Source organism: Klebsiella sp. MPUS7 (assembly GCF_009905335.1).
GTDB classification, from domain to species: Bacteria; Pseudomonadota; Gammaproteobacteria; order Enterobacterales; family Enterobacteriaceae; genus Klebsiella; species Klebsiella grimontii.
The window spans coordinates 87,260-108,384 of record NZ_CP047604.1 but is presented as its reverse complement, the minus strand read 5'-3'; the positions used below and the strand labels follow the sequence as shown (position 1 = coordinate 108,384).

General features: G+C 56.4%; 15 protein-coding genes and 2 pseudogenes. 7 read left to right on the top strand and 10 right to left on the bottom strand.

Going from position 1 to position 21,125, the window contains the following annotated elements; translation table 11 throughout:
* Nucleotides 1-24 precede the first annotated feature (24 nt).
* From GUC22_RS00520 to zapB, 8 genes are all read right to left on the bottom strand, one after another.
* Nucleotides 25-1,329: an SLC13 family permease gene (locus GUC22_RS00520; RefSeq protein WP_160183318.1), complete on the bottom strand. Its 1,305-nt coding sequence runs from the start codon at nt 1,327-1,329 to the stop codon at nt 25-27.
* 98 nt (nt 1,330-1,427) lie between these two features.
* The gene (locus tag GUC22_RS00515) at nt 1,428-2,150 is read right to left on the bottom strand and encodes a GntR family transcriptional regulator (RefSeq protein WP_004137691.1); all 723 of its coding nucleotides are present in this window, start codon (nt 2,148-2,150) and stop codon (nt 1,428-1,430) included.
* 62 nt (nt 2,151-2,212) lie between these two features.
* Complete coding sequence (locus GUC22_RS00510) at nt 2,213-3,253, bottom strand: ADP-ribosylglycohydrolase family protein (RefSeq protein WP_024359703.1); 1,041 nt, start codon at nt 3,251-3,253, stop codon at nt 2,213-2,215.
* A gap of 9 nt (nt 3,254-3,262) precedes the next feature.
* Nucleotides 3,263-4,222: an aminoimidazole riboside kinase gene (locus GUC22_RS00505; RefSeq protein WP_049086948.1), complete on the bottom strand. Its 960-nt coding sequence runs from the start codon at nt 4,220-4,222 to the stop codon at nt 3,263-3,265.
* A 10-nt stretch (nt 4,223-4,232) separates the two neighbouring features.
* Complete coding sequence (locus GUC22_RS00500) at nt 4,233-5,567, bottom strand: MFS transporter (protein ID WP_024359701.1); 1,335 nt, start codon at nt 5,565-5,567, stop codon at nt 4,233-4,235.
* Between the two features lie 266 nt (nt 5,568-5,833).
* Nucleotides 5,834-6,595: a CDP-diacylglycerol diphosphatase gene (locus tag GUC22_RS00495; protein ID WP_049086946.1), complete on the bottom strand. Its 762-nt coding sequence runs from the start codon at nt 6,593-6,595 to the stop codon at nt 5,834-5,836.
* A 165-nt stretch (nt 6,596-6,760) separates the two neighbouring features.
* Entirely contained in the window at nt 6,761-7,750 is a 990-nt protein-coding gene (locus tag GUC22_RS00490) for a sulfate ABC transporter substrate-binding protein (protein ID WP_004137680.1), read from the bottom strand.
* A gap of 150 nt (nt 7,751-7,900) precedes the next feature.
* Nucleotides 7,901-8,146, bottom strand: a complete 246-nt coding sequence (gene zapB / locus GUC22_RS00485) for a septal ring assembly protein ZapB (RefSeq protein WP_009652751.1) — start codon at nt 8,144-8,146, stop codon at nt 7,901-7,903.
* A gap of 442 nt (nt 8,147-8,588) precedes the next feature.
* On the opposite strand from zapB, the gene GUC22_RS00480 reads away from it, so the two are divergent.
* Together GUC22_RS00480 and glpK are read left to right on the top strand one after the other, a co-directional pair.
* Nucleotides 8,589-9,440, top strand: a complete 852-nt coding sequence (locus GUC22_RS00480; RefSeq protein ID WP_004106970.1) for an MIP/aquaporin family protein — start codon at nt 8,589-8,591, stop codon at nt 9,438-9,440.
* A gap of 21 nt (nt 9,441-9,461) precedes the next feature.
* Nucleotides 9,462-10,973: a glycerol kinase GlpK gene (gene glpK / locus GUC22_RS00475; RefSeq protein ID WP_004126722.1), complete on the top strand. Its 1,512-nt coding sequence runs from the start codon at nt 9,462-9,464 to the stop codon at nt 10,971-10,973.
* Between the two features lie 99 nt (nt 10,974-11,072).
* On the opposite strand, the gene gltS is transcribed toward glpK, so the two are convergent.
* Nucleotides 11,073-12,275, bottom strand: a complete 1,203-nt coding sequence (gltS, locus tag GUC22_RS00470) for a sodium/glutamate symporter (protein WP_024359700.1) — start codon at nt 12,273-12,275, stop codon at nt 11,073-11,075.
* Nucleotides 12,276-12,562: 287 nt separating this feature from the next.
* On the opposite strand from gltS, the gene GUC22_RS00465 reads away from it, so the two are divergent.
* The 5 genes and pseudogenes from GUC22_RS00465 to GUC22_RS00445 all read left to right on the top strand — a co-directional run bounded on the left by GUC22_RS00465 (nt 12,563) and on the right by GUC22_RS00445 (nt 20,179).
* Complete coding sequence (locus GUC22_RS00465) at nt 12,563-13,954, top strand: nucleobase:cation symporter-2 family protein (RefSeq protein ID WP_004137676.1); 1,392 nt, start codon at nt 12,563-12,565, stop codon at nt 13,952-13,954.
* A gap of 145 nt (nt 13,955-14,099) precedes the next feature.
* A pseudogene (locus GUC22_RS00460) lies at nt 14,100-15,814 on the top strand (AsmA family protein).
* A gap of 192 nt (nt 15,815-16,006) precedes the next feature.
* Nucleotides 16,007-17,566, top strand: coding sequence for a PTS transporter subunit EIIC (locus GUC22_RS00455; RefSeq protein ID WP_004137673.1), 1,560 nt, complete (start codon nt 16,007-16,009; stop codon nt 17,564-17,566).
* A 13-nt stretch (nt 17,567-17,579) separates the two neighbouring features.
* Nucleotides 17,580-18,959, top strand: coding sequence for a glycoside hydrolase (locus tag GUC22_RS00450; protein ID WP_098066254.1), 1,380 nt, complete (start codon nt 17,580-17,582; stop codon nt 18,957-18,959).
* A 241-nt stretch (nt 18,960-19,200) separates the two neighbouring features.
* Nucleotides 19,201-20,179 (top strand): annotated as a pseudogene (locus tag GUC22_RS00445) (IS110 family transposase).
* A 160-nt stretch (nt 20,180-20,339) separates the two neighbouring features.
* Here GUC22_RS00445 and GUC22_RS00440 read toward each other — a convergent pair.
* Nucleotides 20,340-21,071 (bottom strand): MurR/RpiR family transcriptional regulator, encoded by a 732-nt coding sequence (locus GUC22_RS00440; protein ID WP_004126732.1) that lies wholly within the window; start codon nt 21,069-21,071, stop codon nt 20,340-20,342.
* Between the last annotated feature and the right edge of the window lie 54 nt (nt 21,072-21,125).

Here is a 21,125-nt window from a genome sequence, read left to right as displayed (position 1 = left end):
GCGCAAGCCGGGTTTTTTACCCCGCTATAGTTTCCCCAACGCCTGATACCACAGATAGTCCAGCGGCAGCAGAATCAAATAGCTCACCGCCGCCAGCGCGACACACAGCAGCATTCCCGCCCTTGCAGGCACTTTCCCCAGCCCCATCGCCACCACAATCGGTGACGCTTGATACGGCAGCAGCGGCGTGGAGTACCCCAGCACCTGAATCATAATCACGCTCAGCAGCGGGAAGCCGGTCGCATCGGAGAAGCTCTGCGCGAAGGTGGTATACAGCGCCGGTACGCCGTTGGCGGTCATGATAAAGTTCAGCGCGCTGGTAATGCCGGTCAACGCGAGAAAGCTGGTAAACGGACTCTCTTTATCCAGCGGCATAATCTGCAGCAGCGCATTGCCCACCACGCCGCCGATACCAGTTTGGGTCACGGTGATAGCCAGCCCGAGAATGCCGGCAACGTAAATACAGGTGCGGATATTCACGCCGCTGGAAACCTCCTCGCCGCTGATAAAGCCGACCCGCGGCAGCAGCGTTACCACCGCCGCCGCCAGCCCCGTCCAGGCCGGCCCCACGCCGTGCCAGCTTTCGGTCACCCAGAGCGTCAGCACCACCGCCAGCAGCCACGCCAGGCGCTTCTCATCGCGGCTCATCGGCGGCAGCGGCGTCATGTCGCGCGGCGGGTGCGGTTTTCCGGGAAACAGCCAGCATATTAATGCAATCAGCACAGCGCCTTTGAGCCAGCCGAGCACCGGCGTATGCAGCAGTAAATAGGGCAGGTAATTCAGGTGAATACCATATGATCCCTCCGCCGCGCCGCTCATCACCAGATTCGGGACGTTGGCGGGTAGGATGGTGGCAGACAGCTGGAAGGTACCGAACCCCACCGCCAGCGCCAGGCCAAACCACGGGCGCGTCCCCTCTTCAATACCGGCACGCCTGGCCATTGCCGCCACAATCGGCATCAGCAGCGCGATACGTCCCATATTGGACGGCATCACAAACGCCAAGGCATAGCTGAGCAGCACCACGCTGGCGACCATCAGCGGCCAGGAGTCGGTCAGCCGCGACGAAAGCGACCGCGCCGCCCTGTCCGCAAGTCCGGTTTTGCGGATAGCGATCCCCAGCACAAAGCCGCTGAACACCAGCCAGAACGCCGATGAGGCAAAGCCGCCGAAAATCACCTCCGGCGGCGCGATTTTGGCGATCATCGCCGCGGCAAAAAACAGCAGCGCGGTCATAAACTCCGGTAGTAAAGAGGTCGCCCAGAGGAGAATAGTGATGCCGACGATGATAGAGGGAAGGAACAGAGGGTGGGAAAACCAGAGCGACATACCTGTCTCCTGTCGTTTTTTTCAGCAAGAATACGACGGACAACAGGACAGGTAAACGCCAGATATAGTGGGGTTATGACAACACCGGTGCGGGCAGATTAGTGATAATGAATTTCGCCAAAGTATTCCGACAGCACGTAATAACGGCAATATTCAAAAGGGCTGTTATGCCCGGCCTGAAACGTCTGTCTGGCGACGGATAATAGTGGTTTATTCGCCGCGATCTGCAGTTTTTCGCACAGGTCGGGGGAAGGTAAGATCGCCTCAACCTTTTCAATCGCCGAGTCACTGGTGACGTTTAATAGCGAATAAAGCGACGTATGTTCCAGCGCCTCTGGCGTGAGCTGCAGATCGGGAAAGAAGCTAAGATCGAGATAGATCTTTTCATGGTTAAACGGACGATTATTCAGGCAACGAATACGCGAGATATAGAGATAATGATGATGGGCGGGCAGGCTCAAACCATCTGCCTGAGCGTCACGCGCGCGACGCGGCGCAATCTCAAGAATACGGTTCTCTATCTCGACGCTGGCATCCTGAAGATCGCTGGTAATGCCGCGAAACGTGTGGCCGTAGCTCACTCCCTCCGGCACTGAGCACACTACCGATCCGCTTCCGCGCTGGGACGAAATAATGCCCGCATTGATTAATTCGCTCCAGGCCTGTTTAACCACGATGAGCGAGACGTTATAGGCTCTGGCAACCTCTTTTTGCGTCGGCAACTGGCTGCCTAACGGCAAGGACCCATTCTGAATCTGCTGACAGATGATAAAAAATAGTTGCTTATAAAGCGGAGTAAAGCTCGTTTTATCAACCTGCAAACTGCGCACCTCACGTCTTCGCCAGCAGGGGACGTTTTACCGTCCCCGGCAGGGTGAATTCGCTACCCTGCGATTTGCCTGGCCAGTTGTGCCAAATCGAAATGATTCATACGATCCACGGTCGTTAAATAATCGGCGGGAAAAGCCTCCACGCCATGGAATGCGCCGGAAATCGCTCCAACCATGGTAGCGACAGTATCAGTATCATTGCCGATATTAACGCCGGAGATAATAGCATCTACGGCAGAATTCGGACAACACGCGAACAGGCCAAAGGCCGCCGGTACGGCTTCACTGACGTGCAGCCCGGAACCAATAATATCGGCAAGTTCCACCACCGCCGTTTCCCAATGACGATGGCGTTGACCGATAGCCACGGCCAGCTCGATGCGTCGGGCAACGGATGGGCCTGCCACCATCATCGCTCCTTGCTCCTGCGCCAGCAGATAGCCTCTTTGCGCGCCATAAATACCGGCGGCAATAATGGTGTCCGCATTGGTCTGCGATCTTAATGCTTCACTGGTTGCCGCCGCCATCGCCGCTGCGCCGGACATCGCCAGCACGTTATTATGCGTAAAGCGGCAAATCTGCAGCGCGCAGTGAATCGCCGCGTCAATATCCCCCGGATGCAGCACCGCCGCCGGCCAAATCTTCATGGCGGCGCCGTTGGTGGCTTCCGCGTTTCCCTTATTAATAATCTGTACCGACTGCTTTTCGCCTTCAAGATCGCCCTGCAAGGAGGCACGATTGTCATTGAATATCGCTTTCATTGCCGCACGCGTCGTCGGGCCGGTAAAGTTGGCGTAGTAAGGGTAATCCAGCCACTGCTGGAAGGCCTCGCGCATCGCCTCATCGCTGACCTGGCGCTGATGACGCAGCAGCGCGTCCATAATGTATTTCGCCTGAATAAAATCATCCGTGCACATACCCGCTTCGTTGCAGCGGCCAAACGTATCCGCTGGCGGTTTTTGAAAGGTCGTTACCCAGCCGCCGAAATAGTCCTTAATTTGCTGCTGGGTCCGTACTTCCGTCGCCGCGCCCATCGCGTCCGCTGCAGCGGCGCCTACCAGGCATCCCAGTATTTTGTTTTGATCAACGTGCATGATGACTCCTTATTTCACGGTCATGGCTTGTGCCAGCGAACGGCTGGACAGAAAAGTATTGAGCTGGTCGGGATACGGCAGAGCGGTCATTGCCCCTTTTGCCGTCACCGCCATTGCGCCGCAGGCGTTGGCATTGCTGATGGCCTCCGCCAGCAAGGCATGATTCCAGTAGTTTTCGCGGGAAAGCGTGAACAGCAGGCCGCCGACAAAGGCATCGCCAGCTCCGGTGGTATCGACGACCTCCACGCGCGGGGCGGGAAAAAGGAACTCTCCCTCGGCGGTGATGAGCAACGCCCCTTCGGCCCCCAACGAAATGATGGTGGTATCACAGCCCAGATCGCGCATGTAATACCGCGCATCCAGCCAGTGGCTGGCGCCGCTCAGCTGACACAGCTCATCGGCCGAGACTTTGCAGATAGACGCCAGCGCAGCGGAGCGGGCGATCAGGTCAGGGATCTCAGCGGTATTGCGCCACATCTTGCTGCGCAAGTTGACATCAAACAGAACGTAGCCGCCGGCCTCCCGCATTCTTCGCGCGCCCTCAAGACATGCCTCGCGAGCGGGACTGTCGGTGAGACCAATGGAGCTAAAGTAAAACCATTCGTATTTTCTGAACGTCGGCAGATCCTGAGGTGAAACGTAGGTATCAGCCCCCGGATGCACCAGATAGGTAAAGCTGCGCTCGCCGTCAGCCGTCAGATTGACGATCAGTACCGCACTGGTCAGGCTCGCATCCAGCCGCAGCGAAGAGACATCGACGCCGTTATCCTGAAAAACCTGGCGCAGGAAACGCCCGGCGTCATCGTCGCCAAGGCAGCCGATAAAACCGCACGTTCCGCCCAGCCTGGCAACGCAGACCCCCACGTTCGCCGAAGCGCCTCCGGGACATTTCAGGTAGCTGTTCTGTTTTTCCGGTACCAGGTCTACGGAGGCGTCTCCGATCGCCCAAACCTTATTCATGGCATTCATTTACGCCTCCTTATGCCTGTTTTTGCGCAAGGGCGAGCTGAATATCACGATAATATTCGTTATTAATCAGATACTTTTTCATAATCAGCCCAACCGCAAGATGGAACAGTGCCGGAATGAGCGTCATCATCAGCGCAATACCGGTGAGCGAACGCGCGCTCTGTTCAACGTCGGCCTGATAGCCAAAGTGGCTCAGCAGAAATCCCAGTACGCCCCCCGCGATCCCCATACCAAACTTCTGGAAGAAGAGAATGCCGCCAAACGCGAGGCCGGATACCCGCAGCCCGGTTTTCTTTTCGCCATAATCCACCGCTTCGGCGATAGAGGACCAGAACACCGGCATTTGCATATCGCAGAAGAAATTAATAAGAAAATAGAACGTAAATGCCAGGATAAGATTTTCACGCCCGACGAAGAAATACATCATCGCGCTTAGTACAAAGGTAATAATCTGGGTGTAGCGGAACATCTTAATTTTATCCCAGAACTTGGTTATCCAGGTGGTGGCGATCATCGCCAGAATAGAGGCGACAACGCCGGTAGTCAGAAAAGGTGAAATCAGGCTATCGCCGCCATTAAGATAATACTTGGCATAATAGGCCGCGACGGAACCGCGAATAACGTAACCGCACATCAGCAATAAAATAACAACCCCAAGAATAATCCACTGATCGTTACGTAACAGATACTTAAACTGCTTCCCTACCGATAGCGAAGTAATTTCCGGCTCGCTACGTTCACGGGTGGTGAGAAAACAGAAGATAAACAGCAGGGCCCCCATCGCGCCCATTAGCCCCATAGAAAACTGGTAACCCAGCGCCTTGTTGCCCTGCCCCAGCCAGACGGCAAGCATCGGGACGACAATAGTGACCAGGAAAGCGGCAATTTTGGTCATCACAAAGCGATAGCCGTTTGCGCTTAGCCGTTCCACGGGATCGCTGGTAATCACGCCAATCATCGAGATATAGGGAATAGTGATAGCGGTATAGACCAGGGTCATCAGAATATAGGTGCCATAGGCCCACGCCAGCTTGGCCATATAAACCATATCAGGCGTGATAAACATTAAATAAACGGCGAAGCCAAAAGGGATGGCAAACCACAGCAGCCACGGGCGATAGCGTCCCCAGCGCGTATTCAGCTTATCGGTAAGGACGCCCATGGCCGGATCGATAATGGCATCGATCATCCGCACAACCACGAAAAGTACGCCGACATCAGCGGCGCTCAGGCCGTAGATATCGGTATAAAAATAGGCGAGAAGCAGCTGCATGGCGATGATCACAACGTTTATCGCCATATCTCCTGCGCCGAAGCCGATTTTTTCCACGATAGAAAGTTTCATGTTGATATTCCTTTACGCTTAGCCGCGCAAATAGAGGGAACAATTAATGATGTCACTACATGAAATAAAAACGTTTTTATAAATAAGCCACCAGTCAGACACGCAATGGAGGCTATGAAGAGAGTGTAACGATCCTCAAAAAGATATAAAGGTATACCTTTATATCTTTTGATCGGTTTCACATATTTTTATACACCCGATCCTACCCCGACGTTAAACCGGGATAGGAATCAAGGAGATAATGAATGGCGGGAACGTAAAGGAAATTAACGGGATGCCAGAATGGCGCAGCTATGGTCCTGAATCTCTTCCGCCGATGCGCGATTCAGCGTCAGCAGGTTACGCTCGGTCGCCAGCAGCACCAGCGAGCCGTCGCTCTGCTTCGCCATCGCCAGCGCGAAACGCCCCATATGTTCGCGCGCTTCCGGCACCTCTTCAGCCAGCATCAGGAACGGGCTGCGCTGCGCCAGCTCCGTTTCGGTGACCCGGCGCGCCAGATATTCGTGGCCCAGTAGTCCACCGGGCAGCGGCAACCAGCGACTGCTGATAGCGGGCGCTTCCTTGTCCAGCTGAGTACGGACATCGGGACGCAGGCAGGAGATATGGATATGGAAATGATTTTGCGTGCGTCCGCTGCGCGAGTTGATCGTCAACGAGACCGCGTCATCCGATACGGCGGAACCACGATGCTGGCTCATGATTTCACGCCCCTGCCAGGCCTGCCAGAAGAAGTTCGGCGTCAGGGGATTGAGCAGCAGCGGGCTTTCGGTGCCGTTAATGCGGTAAGTGGGCATCAGCAGATACTGCAGCGGGCCATTGCGGTCTTTAAACAGGACATAGCCGCCCTTCAGGTTCACTTCCACGCAGGGCGCGGGATCCTGGCGCTGCTGTTGATTGGGGACGCACTGTTGCAGAACAATTTTGCGCAACGCATCAGGGTTGCCGGAATGGAGCCAGTAGTAGCCGCCGGCTATCGCCGCCACAACCGCCACCAGCAGCGCTAATAAAAGGTATCGTACTCTTCGCATTCTATTTTCCTGTCTCAGCCAGAAACGGAAGAGTAACGCAGTTTGATGACTAAATGAAAACAGGAAGAGGTTCGGTGTGTTTTCCCGGAGGCGGCGCTATGCGCCTGTCCGGGCTACCCCCTATTCCCGACAAACTCACCGCTGCCGGGAATAAGAAGAGGCTATTTAACGCTGATTGATCTGGTCGAAGGTGCCGCCGTTGGAGAAGTGCTCTTTCTGCGCTTTCGTCCAGCCGCCAAACACGTCATCAATGGTGAACAGCTTCAGTTTCGGGAACTCATCGGCGTATTTTTTCGCTATTTCAGGGTCACGCGGGCGATAGAAGTTCTTCGCCGCAATCTCCTGGCCTTCCGGCGAATAGAGGTACTTCAGATACGCTTCCGCCACCTGGCGAGTGCCCTTCTTGTCGACTACTTTATCCACCACGGAAACCGTCGGCTCGGCGAGAATCGATTCGCTCGGCGTCACGATCTCAAATTTATCTTTACCCAGCTCATTGGTCGCCAGCAGGGCTTCGTTTTCCCAGGCGATCAGCACATCGCCTATCCCGCGCTCTACGAAGGTGTTCGTCGCGCCCCGGGCGCCGGAATCCAGCACTTCGACGTTCTTAAACAGCGCTTTTACGAACTCCTGCGCCTTCGCCTGGTCGCCATTGTTCTGGTGCAGGGCGTAGCCCCAGGCCGCCAGATAGTTCCAGCGCGCGCCGCCGGAGCTTTTCGGGTTCGGGGTAATCACCGACACGCCTGGTTTAATCAGGTCGTTCCAGTCGTGAATCTGCTTCGGGTTGCCTTTACGTACGAGGAACACGATGGTGGAGGTATACGGCGCGGAGTTATCCGGCAGACGTTTCAGCCAGTTTTTGTCGATTCGGCCGCGTTCGGCAATTGCATCGACGTCATAGGCCAGCGCAAGGGTCACCACGTCGGCTTCAATACCGTTGATCACCGAGGTCGCCTGTTTGCCGGAGCCGCCGTGGGATTGACGAATCACCACGTTGTCGCCGGTTTCTTGCTTCCAGTGGGCGCTAAAAGCTTTGTTGTACTGTTCGTACAGCTCGCGCGTCGGATCGTAAGAAACGTTTAATAGTTGAATGTCTTTTGCCAGAACGCTGGCGGATGCCAGCAACAGAGTTAACCCCACGCCCCACTTATTCATCGCACCGCTCTCTTTATGTAGTGTTGTGATGGATTAAGCGTGCCAGAAAGCGGACTGATGATTAAAGAATAAAAAAAGATTGGCTATAACTTGCGAGTATATAGAACGGGGAAGTGTTGCCCCCTCCCGAACGGGAGAGGGCGGGAAGCGTTAGACTTCTTCCATACGGCCCAGCAGCGCCTGCAGACGATCCTGCCAGCCCTGCTGCTGTTCTTTCAGCTGACCGTTTTCACGCTCAAGCTCTTCACGGCTGTGCTGTGCGCTCTGTACTTCCTGCGCCAGCGTGTTGTTCTTCTCTTTCAGCTCTTCGATTTCCATCTGTAACAGAGTGATGGTATCAATCGCCTGCTGAACTTTAGATTCTAATTTCTCAAACACTTCTAATGACATCGTCATACCTCTCCTGAACTTGCAAGGCGTTGATAGAAACCGTCCGTTTCGTATACGCGTTGACGCCTTAACGAAAATTAGCGCACTACAGTGGTGATGTAGTCGATTGTATGAAGCCCCGTCGCCCCTGTCCAGCGACAACCCGCGTAGATTGCGGTTTGCGACACTTTTCAGCCTTTACCTGGTCCGTTCGCCGCTTTTACCCGGCAGTTTTTCGTAATTGTTAATCAAGGCGTAAAAAAATGCGCGGTGAAACGCTCCCGCAAACGACCGAACACGCGTTTATGGCGCGAAAACGCTCATTTTCTTGACGTGGTACACACATTTGAATTTCGATATTTCTCGTTTTTGTTCGTTAACGATAAATTAACACTATGCCTACATGGCAGCGTGGTCGCCTGCGACCTTCACACATACAATAATCATCACTACGCTTCAGGATTCGATTATGAGCCAAACATCAACACTAAAAGGCCAGTGCATCGCAGAGTTCCTCGGTACCGGGTTGTTGATCTTTTTCGGCGTTGGGTGCGTCGCTGCGCTTAAGGTCGCGGGAGCCAGCTTCGGTCAATGGGAAATCAGCATCATCTGGGGTCTGGGCGTCGCCATGGCGATTTACCTGACCGCAGGGGTTTCCGGTGCGCACCTTAACCCGGCGGTCACCATCGCGCTGTGGCTGTTCGCCTGTTTTGACGGTCGTAAAGTTGTTCCTTTTATCATTGCGCAATTCGCTGGCGCCTTTTGCGCTGCGGCTTTAGTTTACGGGCTTTATTACAATCTTTTCTTCGATTTCGAACATACCCACAATATGGTGCGCGGTAGCGTCGAAAGTCTCGAGCTGGCAGGCATTTTTTCTACTTACCCGAACCCGCATATCAATTTTGTGCAGGCCTTCGCGGTAGAAATGGTGATTACCGCTATCCTGATGGGCGTCATTCTGGCGCTGACCGACGATGGCAACGGCGTGCCGCGTGGCCCGCTGGCGCCGCTGCTGATTGGTCTGCTGATCGCCGTTATCGGCGCATCCATGGGCCCGCTGACCGGCTTCGCCATGAACCCGGCGCGTGATATCGGACCGAAAGCCTTCGCCTGGCTGGCAGGCTGGGGCAATGTCGCTTTCACCGGCGGCAAAGATATTCCTTATTTCCTGGTGCCGCTGTGCGCGCCAATCGTCGGTGCTGCGCTGGGCGCATTTTGCTACCGCAAGCTGATTGGCCGCCACCTGCCTTGCGACACCTGCGTCGTCGAAGAGAAAGAAGCCGCATCCCCCTCTACGACGCAACACAAAGCTTCGCTGTAATCTGACTACGGGACTCATACTATGACCGACAAAAAATATATCGTAGCGCTCGACCAGGGCACCACCAGCTCCCGCGCCGTGGTAATGGATCACGATGCCAATATCGTCAGCGTCTCTCAGCGAGAATTCGAACAAATTTATCCGCGCCCAGGCTGGGTTGAACACGACCCGATGGAGATCTGGGCATCGCAAAGCTCTACGCTGGTCGAAGTGCTGGCAAAAGCCGATATTAGCTCCGATGAAATCGCGGCGATCGGTATCACCAACCAGCGTGAAACAGCCATCGTGTGGGAGCGTGAAACCGGCAAGCCGATTTATAACGCTATCGTCTGGCAGTGCCGCCGTACCGCCGAAATCTGCGAGCAGCTCAAGCGCGACGGCATGGAAGAGTACATCCGCAAGGCCACCGGCCTGGTGGTTGACCCCTACTTCTCCGGCACCAAAGTGAAGTGGATCCTTGACCACGTCGAAGGCGCGCGCGAGCGCGCTAAACGCGGCGAGCTGCTGTTCGGCACCGTAGATACCTGGCTTATCTGGAAAATGACCCAGGGACGCGTTCACGTGACCGACTACACCAACGCCTCGCGTACCATGCTGTTCAATATCCACGAGCTGGACTGGGACGACAAAATGCTCGACGCGCTGGATATCCCGCGCGCCATGCTGCCGGAAGTGCGCAAATCTTCCGAAGTGTACGGCCAGACCAACATCGGCGGTAAGGGCGGGACGCGTATTCCGATCGCCGGTATCGCCGGCGACCAGCAGGCTGCGCTGTTCGGCCAGCTGTGCGTTAAAGAAGGAATGGCGAAAAACACCTACGGTACCGGCTGCTTTATGCTGATGAATACCGGCGAGAAAGCGGTGACGTCAACGCACGGCCTGCTGACCACCATCGCCTGCGGTCCGCGCGGTGAGGTGAACTATGCGCTGGAAGGCGCGGTGTTTATGGCGGGCGCCTCCATTCAGTGGCTGCGCGATGAGATGAAGCTGATTAGCGACGCGTTCGATTCCGAATATTTCGCCACCAAAGTGAAGGATACCAACGGCGTGTACGTCGTTCCGGCCTTTACCGGCCTCGGCGCGCCGTACTGGGATCCGTACGCCCGCGGCGCGATCTTCGGCCTGACCCGCGGCGTAAACTCCAACCACATTATTCGCGCCACGCTGGAGTCGATTGCCTATCAGACCCGCGACGTGCTGGAAGCGATGCAGGCTGACTCGGGGATCCGACTGCACGCCTTGCGCGTTGATGGCGGAGCGGTCGCCAACAACTTCCTGATGCAGTTCCAGTCCGATATTCTCGGCACCCGCGTGGAGCGCCCGGAAGTCCGTGAAGTCACCGCGCTGGGCGCAGCCTATCTGGCCGGTCTGGCGGTCGGTTTCTGGCAGAATCTGGATGAACTGCAGGAGAAAGCCGTTATCGAGCGCGAGTTCCGTCCGGGAATTGAAACCACCGAGCGTAACTATCGCTACAGCGGCTGGAAGAAAGCGGTAAAACGCGCGCTGGCGTGGGAAGAGCACGACGAAGCGTAAGTTTGTTGAGGTATTCCCGGCTTGCGGCGTAAACGCCTTAGCCGGGCTACCAAAACCAAAAACCGCGCTGGCCTGTAGCGCAGCGTCTCCGGGTTTTTATCAGCCGAATACCGGCAGCAGCAGATAGAGCTTAATCACCAGCGCGTTAACGATATCGATAAAGAACGCGCCCACCATCGGCACCACCAGAAACGCCATGTGCGACGGACCGAAACGGTCGGTTATCGCCTGCATGTTGGCAATCGCCGTCGGCGTCGCGCCGAGGCCGAAACCACAGTGGCCGGCGGCCAGCACCGCGGCATCGTAGTTTTTACCCATCATCCGGTAGGTCACAAACACCGCATACAGCGCCATCGCTACCGTCTGCACCGCCAGAATGGCAATCATCGGCAGCGCCAACGACGCCAGCTCCCACAGCTTCAGGCTCATCAGCGCCATCGCCAGGAACAGCGACAGACTGACGTTACCCAGCACCGACACCGCGCGATCGAACACGCGATACAGCCCCAGCGCCGACAGGCTGTTGCTCAGGATCACGCCGATAAACAATACGCAAACGAAAGTGGGCAGTTCAAATACGGTTCCCGCCAGCAGTTGCGCAACGATCTTCCCTACCGTTAAGCAGATGGCGATCAGCGCAATGCTCTCAATCAGCACCAGCGAGGTGATCATGCGCCCCATATCCGGCTTTTCAAACGCGGTCGGCGCGAGCTGATCGTCCGGTGTGCCGTCAGGGGAAGAAGAGTGCTTAACCAGATAGCGCGCCACCGGCCCGCCGATCAGGCCGCCAAGGACGAGGCCGAAGGTTGCGCAAGCCATCGCCACTTCGGTGGCGTTGGCGAAACCATAGCGCTCAACAAACAACTTACTCCACGCCGCGCCAGTGCCGTGGCCGCCGGAAAGGGTAATCGAACCGGCCAGCAGCCCCATCAACGGGTCGAGGCCCAGCAGCTTCGCCATGCCGATACCGAGGGCGTTTTGCAGCAGCAGCAGCCCCACCACCACAATCAGGAACGTCCCCACGACTTTACCGCCAGCCCGCAGGCTGGCGAGGTTGGCGTTGAGGCCGATAGTGGCGAAGAACGCCAGCATTAGCGGATCTTTCAGGCTCATATCGAAATCAATTTCGATATCCATGCTTTTCTTTAATACCAGCAGCGCCAGCGCGACCAGCAGGCCGCCCGCGACGGGCTCAGGAATGGTGTATTTCTTGAGGAAAGGAACGGTTTGAACGAGTTTTCTACCCAGTAGCAACACTAAAGTTGCGGCAACGAGCGTCGATAAGGTATCGAGATGAAACATAAAAAAGAGCTCCTTATAGGCGCATGATCCATTCACACGCGACGATATTCCCGGTGTCGATTGCTTCTCATCATGAGTAATCGGGAAGGGATTTTAAGCAGAAGTGTGGAAAAAAGGACAGGAAAAGATATTTTGTAGGGATATTGATGCGTTCAAGCATACAAAATGTTAATAAATGTTTGTTGCCTATTCCTTGTATAAATATTTATCGCTAACGAGTGGCAAACGTTTGCTTTTGGTCTACAGTCCGATAAAATCCCCGCTTTGCCACCTTTGGGATTGTTGTGATGTCCGTTAACACCGCAGAGTCAGAAAATGCGCAACCGGTTGCGCACAAGCAAACCAGCGAATTAATCTACCGCCTCGAAGACCGCCCGCCGCTACCGCAAACCCTGTTCGCCGCGTTCCAGCACCTGCTGGCGATGTTTGTCGCGGTCATCACTCCGGCGCTGTTAATTTGCCAGGCCCTGGGCCTTCCGGCTCAGGATACGCAACACATCATCAGCATGTCCCTTTTCGCCTCCGGCGTGGCATCCATCATTCAAATCAAAGCCTGGGGCCCGGTCGGCTCCGGTCTGCTCTCAATTCAGGGCACCAGCTTTAACTTCGTCGCGCCGCTGATCATGGGCGGCACCGCGCTGAAAACCGGCGGCGCCGATGTTCCGACCATGATGGCCGCGCTGTTCGGCACCCTGATGCTGGCCAGCTGTACGGAGATGGTTCTCTCCCGCGTCCTGCATCTCGCCCGCCGCATTATTACCCCGCTGGTCTCCGGCGTGGTGGTGATGATTATCGGCCTGTCGCTGATTCAGGTTGGCCTGACCTCCATCGGCGGCGGCTACGCGGCTATGGCCGATCACACCTTCGGCGCGCCGAAAAATCTGCTGCTGGCGGGCATCGTGCTAGCGCTGATCATTATCCTTAACCGCCAGCGCAACCCATATCTGCGCATCGCTTCGCTGGTTATCGCGATGGCGGCCGGCTACCTGGCGGCATGGTTGCTCGATATGCTGCCGGCCAATACCGCGCCGACGGAAAGCAGCCTGATTATGGTGCCTACGCCGCTGTACTACGGGCTGGGCATCGACTGGAACCTGCTGCTGCCGCTGATGCTGGTGTTTATGATTACCTCGCTGGAAACCATCGGCGATATTACCGCCACCTCTGACGTCTCCGAGCAGCCGGTTTCCGGCCCGCTCTATATGAAGCGTCTGAAGGGCGGCGTGCTGGCTAACGGCCTGAACTCCTTCGTCTCGGCGGTATTCAATACCTTCCCGAACTCCTGCTTTGGCCAGAACAACGGCGTGATACAGCTGACCGGCGTCGCCAGCCGCTATGTCGGTTTCGTGGTCGCGCTGATGCTGATCGTGCTCGGGCTGTTCCCGGCGGTGAGCGGTTTTGTACAGCATATTCCTGAGCCGGTGCTCGGCGGCGCGACGCTGGTCATGTTCGGCACCATTGCCGCCTCCGGCGTGCGTATCGTCTCCCGCGAGCCGCTGAACCGCCGGGCGATCCTGATTATCGCCCTGTCGCTGGCCGTCGGCCTTGGCGTCTCCCAGCAGCCGCTGATCCTGCAGTTCGCCCCTGACTGGCTGAAGAACCTGCTCTCCTCGGGTATCGCTGCTGGCGGTATCACGGCGATTGTGCTGAATCTGATTTTCCCGCCAGAGAAAAACTGATCCTCTCTGACGCTCCGGCCGCGCGATGCTGGCCGGGGCGTCTGCATCATCAATCTCACATCATCTCATTACACAATTCCTGTCTTGAGGATTGCGCATAATTCGGGCATAACAGCCTTATGTGCCTCGCTCAGGATCGAAGATCATGAAATTTCTCAGAAAGCTGATTCTCTGGCTGCTGATTGCCCTGCTGGTGGTGATTATTGCCGCTTACTTCCTGCTGCAAACCCAGTGGGGTGGGCGCCAGGCCAGCGCCTGGCTAAGCGACGGCACCGGCTGGAAGGTTTCTTTCAACAAGATGAACCATAATTTCTCCTCGCCGATGCACCTGCAGCTGCAAAACGTCACCCTCGGCCGCGACGGCAAACCCGCCACGCTGGTGGCGCAAACGGTGGATATTGGTTTTAGCAGCCGCCAGTTTAGCGACCCGCTGCATGCCGACGAAATCGTCCTCAGCGACGGCACGCTAAACTTTTCCCCTTCCTCTGCGGCGCTGCCGTTCGCCGCCGACCGTCTGCAGCTGCGCAATATGGCGTTCAACAGCCCGGAGAGCGACTGGGATCTGAGCGCGCAGCGCGTCACCGGCGGCGTCAGCCCGTGGGCGCCGGAAGCGGGCAACGTGCTCGGCAAGAAAACGCAGATTCAGATCAGCGCCGGTTCGATGACGCTCAACGGTATTGAAGCCAGCAACGTGCTGATTCAGGGGAATATTGATAACGGCGAAGTGTCCCTCTCGACCATTGGAGCGGACGTCGCCCGCGGTACGCTCACCGGCACGGCGAAACGCAGCGCCGACGGCGGCTGGCAGGTCGATAATTTGCGCCTCAGCGAAATCCGCCTGCAAAGCGATAAATCCCTCGCCGACTTTTTCGCGCCGCTGACTACCCTGCCCTCGCTACAGATTGGCCGCCTTGATGTCACCGACGCTAGCCTGCAGGGGCCTGACTGGGCGATCGCCGGTCTCGACCTTAATCTGCGCAACCTCACCCTGAGCCGCGGCGACTGGCAAAGCCAGGAGGGTACGCTGTCGATGAACGCCAACGAGTTTATTTACGGCTCGTTGCACTTCCTCGACCCGATCCTTAACGCCGGGTTCTCACCGCAGGGCATCGCGCTGCGCCAGTTCACCTCACGCTGGGAGGGCGGCATGGTACGCACATCCGGCAACTGGCTGCGCGCCGGCCGCGCCCTGGTGCTGGATGACGCGGCGTTCGCCGGGCTGGAATACACCCTGCCGGACAACTGGAAGCAGCTGTGGATGGCGCCGCTGCCCGACTGGCTGCAAAGCCTGACGCTGAGAAAGTTCAGCGCCAGCCGCAACCTGATTATCGATATTGAACCGGCGTTCCCGTGGCAAATCACCGCGCTTGACGGCTACGGCGGCGAGCTGCAGCTTGTGAAAAACCGCAGCTGGGGCGTGTGGAGCGGTAGCGCGACGCTGAACGCCGCCGCCGCGACGTTTAACCGGATTGACGTCCGCCGCCCGTCGCTGAAGCTGAGCGCCAACGCCTCAACGGTGAACGTTAACGAGCTCAGCGCCTTTACCGAGCGTGGGATCCTGCAAGCCACCGCGGCGGTGTCGCAGCTCCCGCAGCGCCAGGTCAACCTGAGCCTCAACGGTCGCGGCGTGCCGCTGAATATTTTGCAGGCGTGGGGCTGGCCCGCGCTGCCGGTTTCCGGCGACGGGAACCTTCAGCTGACGGCGACCGGCAGCGTGCAGGCGGATGCGCCGCTGAAGCCGACCGTCAACGGGCAGCTTAGCGCGATAAATATGGAGAAACAGCAGGTGGCGCAGGTGATGCGCAACGGGAGGTCTCCAGCCCCCAGCCCCCTTCAGCACCGGCGACAACGACTCCCTGACTTTCCCTCTCCCTCCCCCTCTCCCCACGGGAGAGGGCCTGTTCCGTTCGCGAAACCTGTTGCCATTAAGCGGCTGTTTGTACCTATTTCCCGCAACCTGTTCCTTTCAAATAACGGACTTGCTATAACAAAAATACTGGAAGTTAAAAAAATAATTAAAGTCCCTGAACCTACAAAAATAAAGGAACAACCATGTCCGTAATACGTCAGCGTATTCTGGAGAATATGCAAAAATTCTCCAGAGCAATGATCGGCGCAGTATTGTTCTTGCCGGTCATTGGCTTAATTTTGGCACTCAGTTCAGTCTTAACTAACCCAACATTAATTTCGGAGACCAGTTTTTTACACCAGCTCGGACAGCTCCTCGGCGATACCTTCTGGCCTTTATTCGGCAATCTGGGATTACTCTTTTGCGTCGGCATTAGCTATGGTCTGGCAAAAGATAAAAAAACCGAAGTCGCGCTGGTTTCGGTAATGTGTTTTATCATGTTTCTTGGCGCTAACCACTCGTGGCTGGAGCATACCCACGGCCTTGCGGAAAAAATTAACGGCGAATATTACGGTACCGGGCAGACTCAGCTGCTGGGCTTTGTGGTGGTCGATATGGGGGTTTTCCTCGGGATTATTCTCGGCTGCACCATCGCCTGGGTGCATAACAAAGTCTCGACGATTGAACTACCCGGCGCGCTCTCCATGTACGGCGGAGCCAAGCTGACGCTGGTGGCGATGACGCCGGTCGTCATTTTCTACGCCATCGCCTTTACCTGGTTCTGGCCGTTTATGACCCACGGCATCGCGGCGCTGACCGGTTTTATGAAAAACGCCGGCGTAGCGGGAGTCTTCGTTTACGGCTTCTTTGAAAAATTCCTCATCCCCACCGGCCTGCACCACTTCGTCTGGTCGCCGTTCCAGCTCACGCAAATCGGCGGCACGCTGAGCGTCGACGGCCAGGTCGTCTCCGGTACCCAGGCGATTTTCCTCGCCTATATGCGCCACCCGGATTTAACCCCGGTGATGAACGAGGCGCTGCGTTTCTCGCAGCAGGGGATGACCACCATCTTCGGCCTGGCCGGCGCCTCGTTGGCGTTTTACCACACGGCGAAACCGGAGAAAAAAATGATGGCCAAAGCGATTCTGCTACCGGCCATTATCACCTCCATGCTCACCGGCATCACCGAGCCGATTGAGTTTACCTTCCTGTTCGTTTCGCCGCTGCTGTGGGTGATCCACGCCACCTTAACCGCGGCCTCGCAGGCGATTTGCGACATCTTTACCGTGCGTCCCTGGGGCGCTTCCGGGCTGATTGAGTTCCTGATTTACAACCTGCCGCTGCCGGTATCCCTGACGCGCTGGCCCGGCTACGTGCTTATCGGGATCGGTCAGTTCGCCGTCTACTACGTTATCTTCCGCACCCTGGTCGTTAAGTTGAATCTCAAAACGCCGGGTCGTGAAGACGATGAAAACGTGAAGTTATATAGCAAGGCGGATTATCGTAAAAAAATGGGCGAACCGCAGTCGGTGACTAACGAAATTATCAATGGCTTGGGTGGTAAAGAGAACATTATTTCCGTCGACAACTGTTTCACCCGCCTGCGCGTCGCTATTCATAATATGGATCTGGTTGACGATACGATATTAAAAAGCACCGGCGCAAATGGCGTAGTACGAAATCGAAATGAAGTTCAGGTTATTTACGGCGTCAAAGTGGGACAGGTTCGTTCCCGGGTTGATAGCTGGCTAGCAGAAAATTAATTGGGAGTGATTTATGAAATTAACCGTATTAGGCGGGGGCGGCGTTCGCTCTGCGTTTCTGGCAAAATCTCTGGCATATAATGCGCACCGCATTGGGTTAACGGAAGTGGTATTTCTCGACAGCTCCGCGGAGAACCTGGCGATATTCGGCGAGATTGCCCGCTATGTGTTTAATGCTATTCGCCCGGATATTCACTTCAGCGTGACCAGCGACCCGGTGCCGGCGCTGAAAAATAGCCACTATGTGATCACCACCCTGCGGGTCGGCGGCGATGAGAGCCGGATCCGCGACGAGCGTATCGCCCTGGAGCACAATACGCTGGGTCAGGAGACCACCGGGGCGGGCGGATTCGCCATGGCGATGCGCTCCATTCCGGCGATTCTCAACTACTGCCGCCTGATTGAAGAACATGCCGCCGAAGACGCCATTCTGTTTAACTTCACCAACCCGTCGGGCCTGGTCACCGAGGCGATTATCAAATCCGGCTTTAAGCGTCGGGTGTACGGCATCTGCGACGCGCCGTCGGAGCTGATTCGCGAGCTGCCGGCAATCCTCGGCTGCGACGAGCGCGATCTCGGCGTCGAGTGCTACGGGCTGAACCACTTCTCCTGGTTTACCCACTTCACCGTGCGCGGCGAGGATGTCACCGAGCGCCTGATCGCCAGCCCGGACCTGTATCGCAAGACGGCAATGCAGTACTTTTCACCGGAGCTGGTTCAGCTGTGCGATAAGCAGCTGCTGAATGAATATCTTTATTACTACTACTATCGCGAAGTGGCTTTAAAAGCGATTCAGAACGCGCCGGAAACCCGCGGCGAGCAGATTGCCCTCATCAATCACGATATGCGCGAAGAGCTGCGGACCGTGGATGTGAAAGCCAACCCGGAAGCGGCGTTTACCCTCTGGATGAAGCACTATCTGCGCCGGGAAAATAGCTATATGCAGAACGAGTCGCAGCAGGAAAAATTCCATACCCGCGAGCCGTTGACCTTAAAGCAGTTTATCGAGGAGCCGGATACCGGCGGCTACGCGGGCGTGGCGCTGGATATTCTGGAGGCGGTCAACAGCACCGCCACCAAGCGTATCGTGGTGTCGATGTCGAACAACGGCACGCTGGACTTCCTGCGCCCGGATGATGTGATTGAGATCAGCTGCGACCTGAGTAAAGACGGCCTGAAGCCAGTGACACCGAAGCATGTGCCGACGGCGCAGAAAAATATGATCGCCAGCGTGAAAGAGTATGAGCGGCTGGCGGTGGCGGCGATTCTGCAGCGCGATAAATCGCTGGCGGTACGGGCGCTAATGGCGCATCCGCTGGTCGGCTCGTATTCGCTGGCGAAAACGTTGGTTGAAGCCTATCTCGACGATAAGCAGTTCGCCGACTGGCAATAAACGTCCGGTAAAATCCCCCGGATGGCGGCTAACGCCTTATCCGGGCTTGTATGATTAACCCGTCAGAAAGAACCGGCCAGTTCTCTCTGATGGCGGTCCGGATGCCGTGTCCGGGCTTAGGCTTTCGCGCCTGTTCCGTAGATCCTTTGCACCGGACCGCCGTTCTTTCTCATGTGATAAACCGGACAGTATCATGGACCGGCTTTCACCGGTAACCCGTATTCGCAAGGTTGGTTTCACTATGGAAAATGAACTCCACTTCATCGGTATTGATGTCGCCAAAGCTAAACTGGATGTCGATATTCTTCGCCCTGATGGCCGGCATCGTTGTAAAAAATTTGACAATACCCTCTCCGGGCACGAAGCGCTGGTCCGCTGGCTTCGCGGCCATGATGTGAACCGTGCCCATGTCTGCATGGAATCCACCAGCACCTACATGGAAGACGCGGCCGCGCATCTGAGTGATGCCGGGTATACCGTGTCCGTCATCAACCCCGCCCTCAGTAAAGCTTTCGCACAGAGTGAGGGGTTGCGCAGTAAAACCGACAAAGTGGACGCCCGTATGCTGGCTCACTTCTGCCGGGAAAAACGCCCGCCAGCCTGGGAGGCCCCCATCCGACAGAGCGGGCACTGAAAGCCCGGTGTTACGCCATCAGGCGCTGACAGAGATGCAGACACAGGAGAAAAACCGGCGGGAAACCGCGCCGGAAGTTCAGCTGACCAGCATTGATATCCTGCTGGGGTGTCTGAGCGCGGAGCTGGCGCGTATCGAAAAACAGATAAAAGACCTGACGGATAATGACCCGGATATGAAACAACGGCGGAAGCTGCTGAACAGTATCCCGGGCATCGGAGAGAAAACGGCGGCGGTTCTGCTGGCGTATACGGGCCTGAAGCTGAAGTTCGGTACAGGGCGGCAGTTCGCGGCGTATGCAGGACTGACGCCGGTGCAGCATGAGTCAGGCAGCAGCGTGATGCGGGCGAGCCGGATGAGCAAGGCGGGACCGGTTCATCTGCGCAAAGCGCTATACATGCCAGCGTTATCGGCGCTGTACCATACGGCGTGGGGAAAAGCGTTCAGGAAAAGGCTGGAAGGGAATGGAAAGCGTGCGAAAGTCATCATAGGGGCGATGATGCGAAAGCTGGCGCAGGTGGCGTACGGTGTACTGAAGTCAGGAAAGGCGTTCGATGCGTCACAGCATGAGCTGTTGATAGCGTAAGAAAGCGTGCCGGATGAAACGACAGCGCGGGATGTCGCTGTCGTTGTTGTGCCTGTCATCCGGGAGCCGGAGAAGATGACAGTGGTGAAAAGAGTTGCAGGCGTTCACAGTATCTACGGGTTCGCCGCCGACTGCGGGCCGGGTAGCCCGGACAGGCGCGTCAGGCGCCGCCTCCGGGAAGGCCCGCCTGCATAAACCACATCTTCAGCAGCCGCTCAAAGCCGAGTATGCAGTAGCCGAAAAACGGATTGCTCCAGTAAATATCGTCATCAAACTTTTGCGGGTCATGAATGATAAACGCCGTATCCGCCGCCTGCGCCAGCGGGCTTTGATAATCGCCGGTAAAGCAGACCAGGTTAATCTCCTTGCCTTCCAGCGCTTTCACCCAGTTCAGCGCCGAACTGCTGCGTCCGGATTTGGAAATAATCCAGATCGAATCAAATTTGGCGGCGTTCTTCTGCTCGAGAATTTCGTAATCCGGCCACAGCGCCAGGCTGGCATTCACCCCGGTCACCAAAAATTTATTGTAGATATACTGGGCGATCAGCTGCGAAAAGCCGCTGCCGTGAATCAAAATGCGGTGATGTTGCAGGCTTTCCAGCAGCGGAGCTATCCGCTCCGCCGGCTGAATGCTCATATAATCGATGTCGTTGGTCACATCGAGTTTGGGCATGGTGATATTGAATTTAATAAAATAGACCAGCTCCAGCCAGCCGCTGAATTTCAGCTTCTTCGCCAGGCGCACCAGCGAAGAGGGATTGCTATAACAGTGCTCCGCCACGGCGCGGATCCCCTCGCGAACGCATTGCTCAGGATCGTTCTGAATAAAACGCAGCACGGTCATTTCCGTTTTGCTTAGCTTCACGTCACGAAAGATGTTTTCTAAATCCATACCGGGCTCCTCTCAGCGCTAAACTACGCTATCACCCGGCGGCGCTGGCGTCTG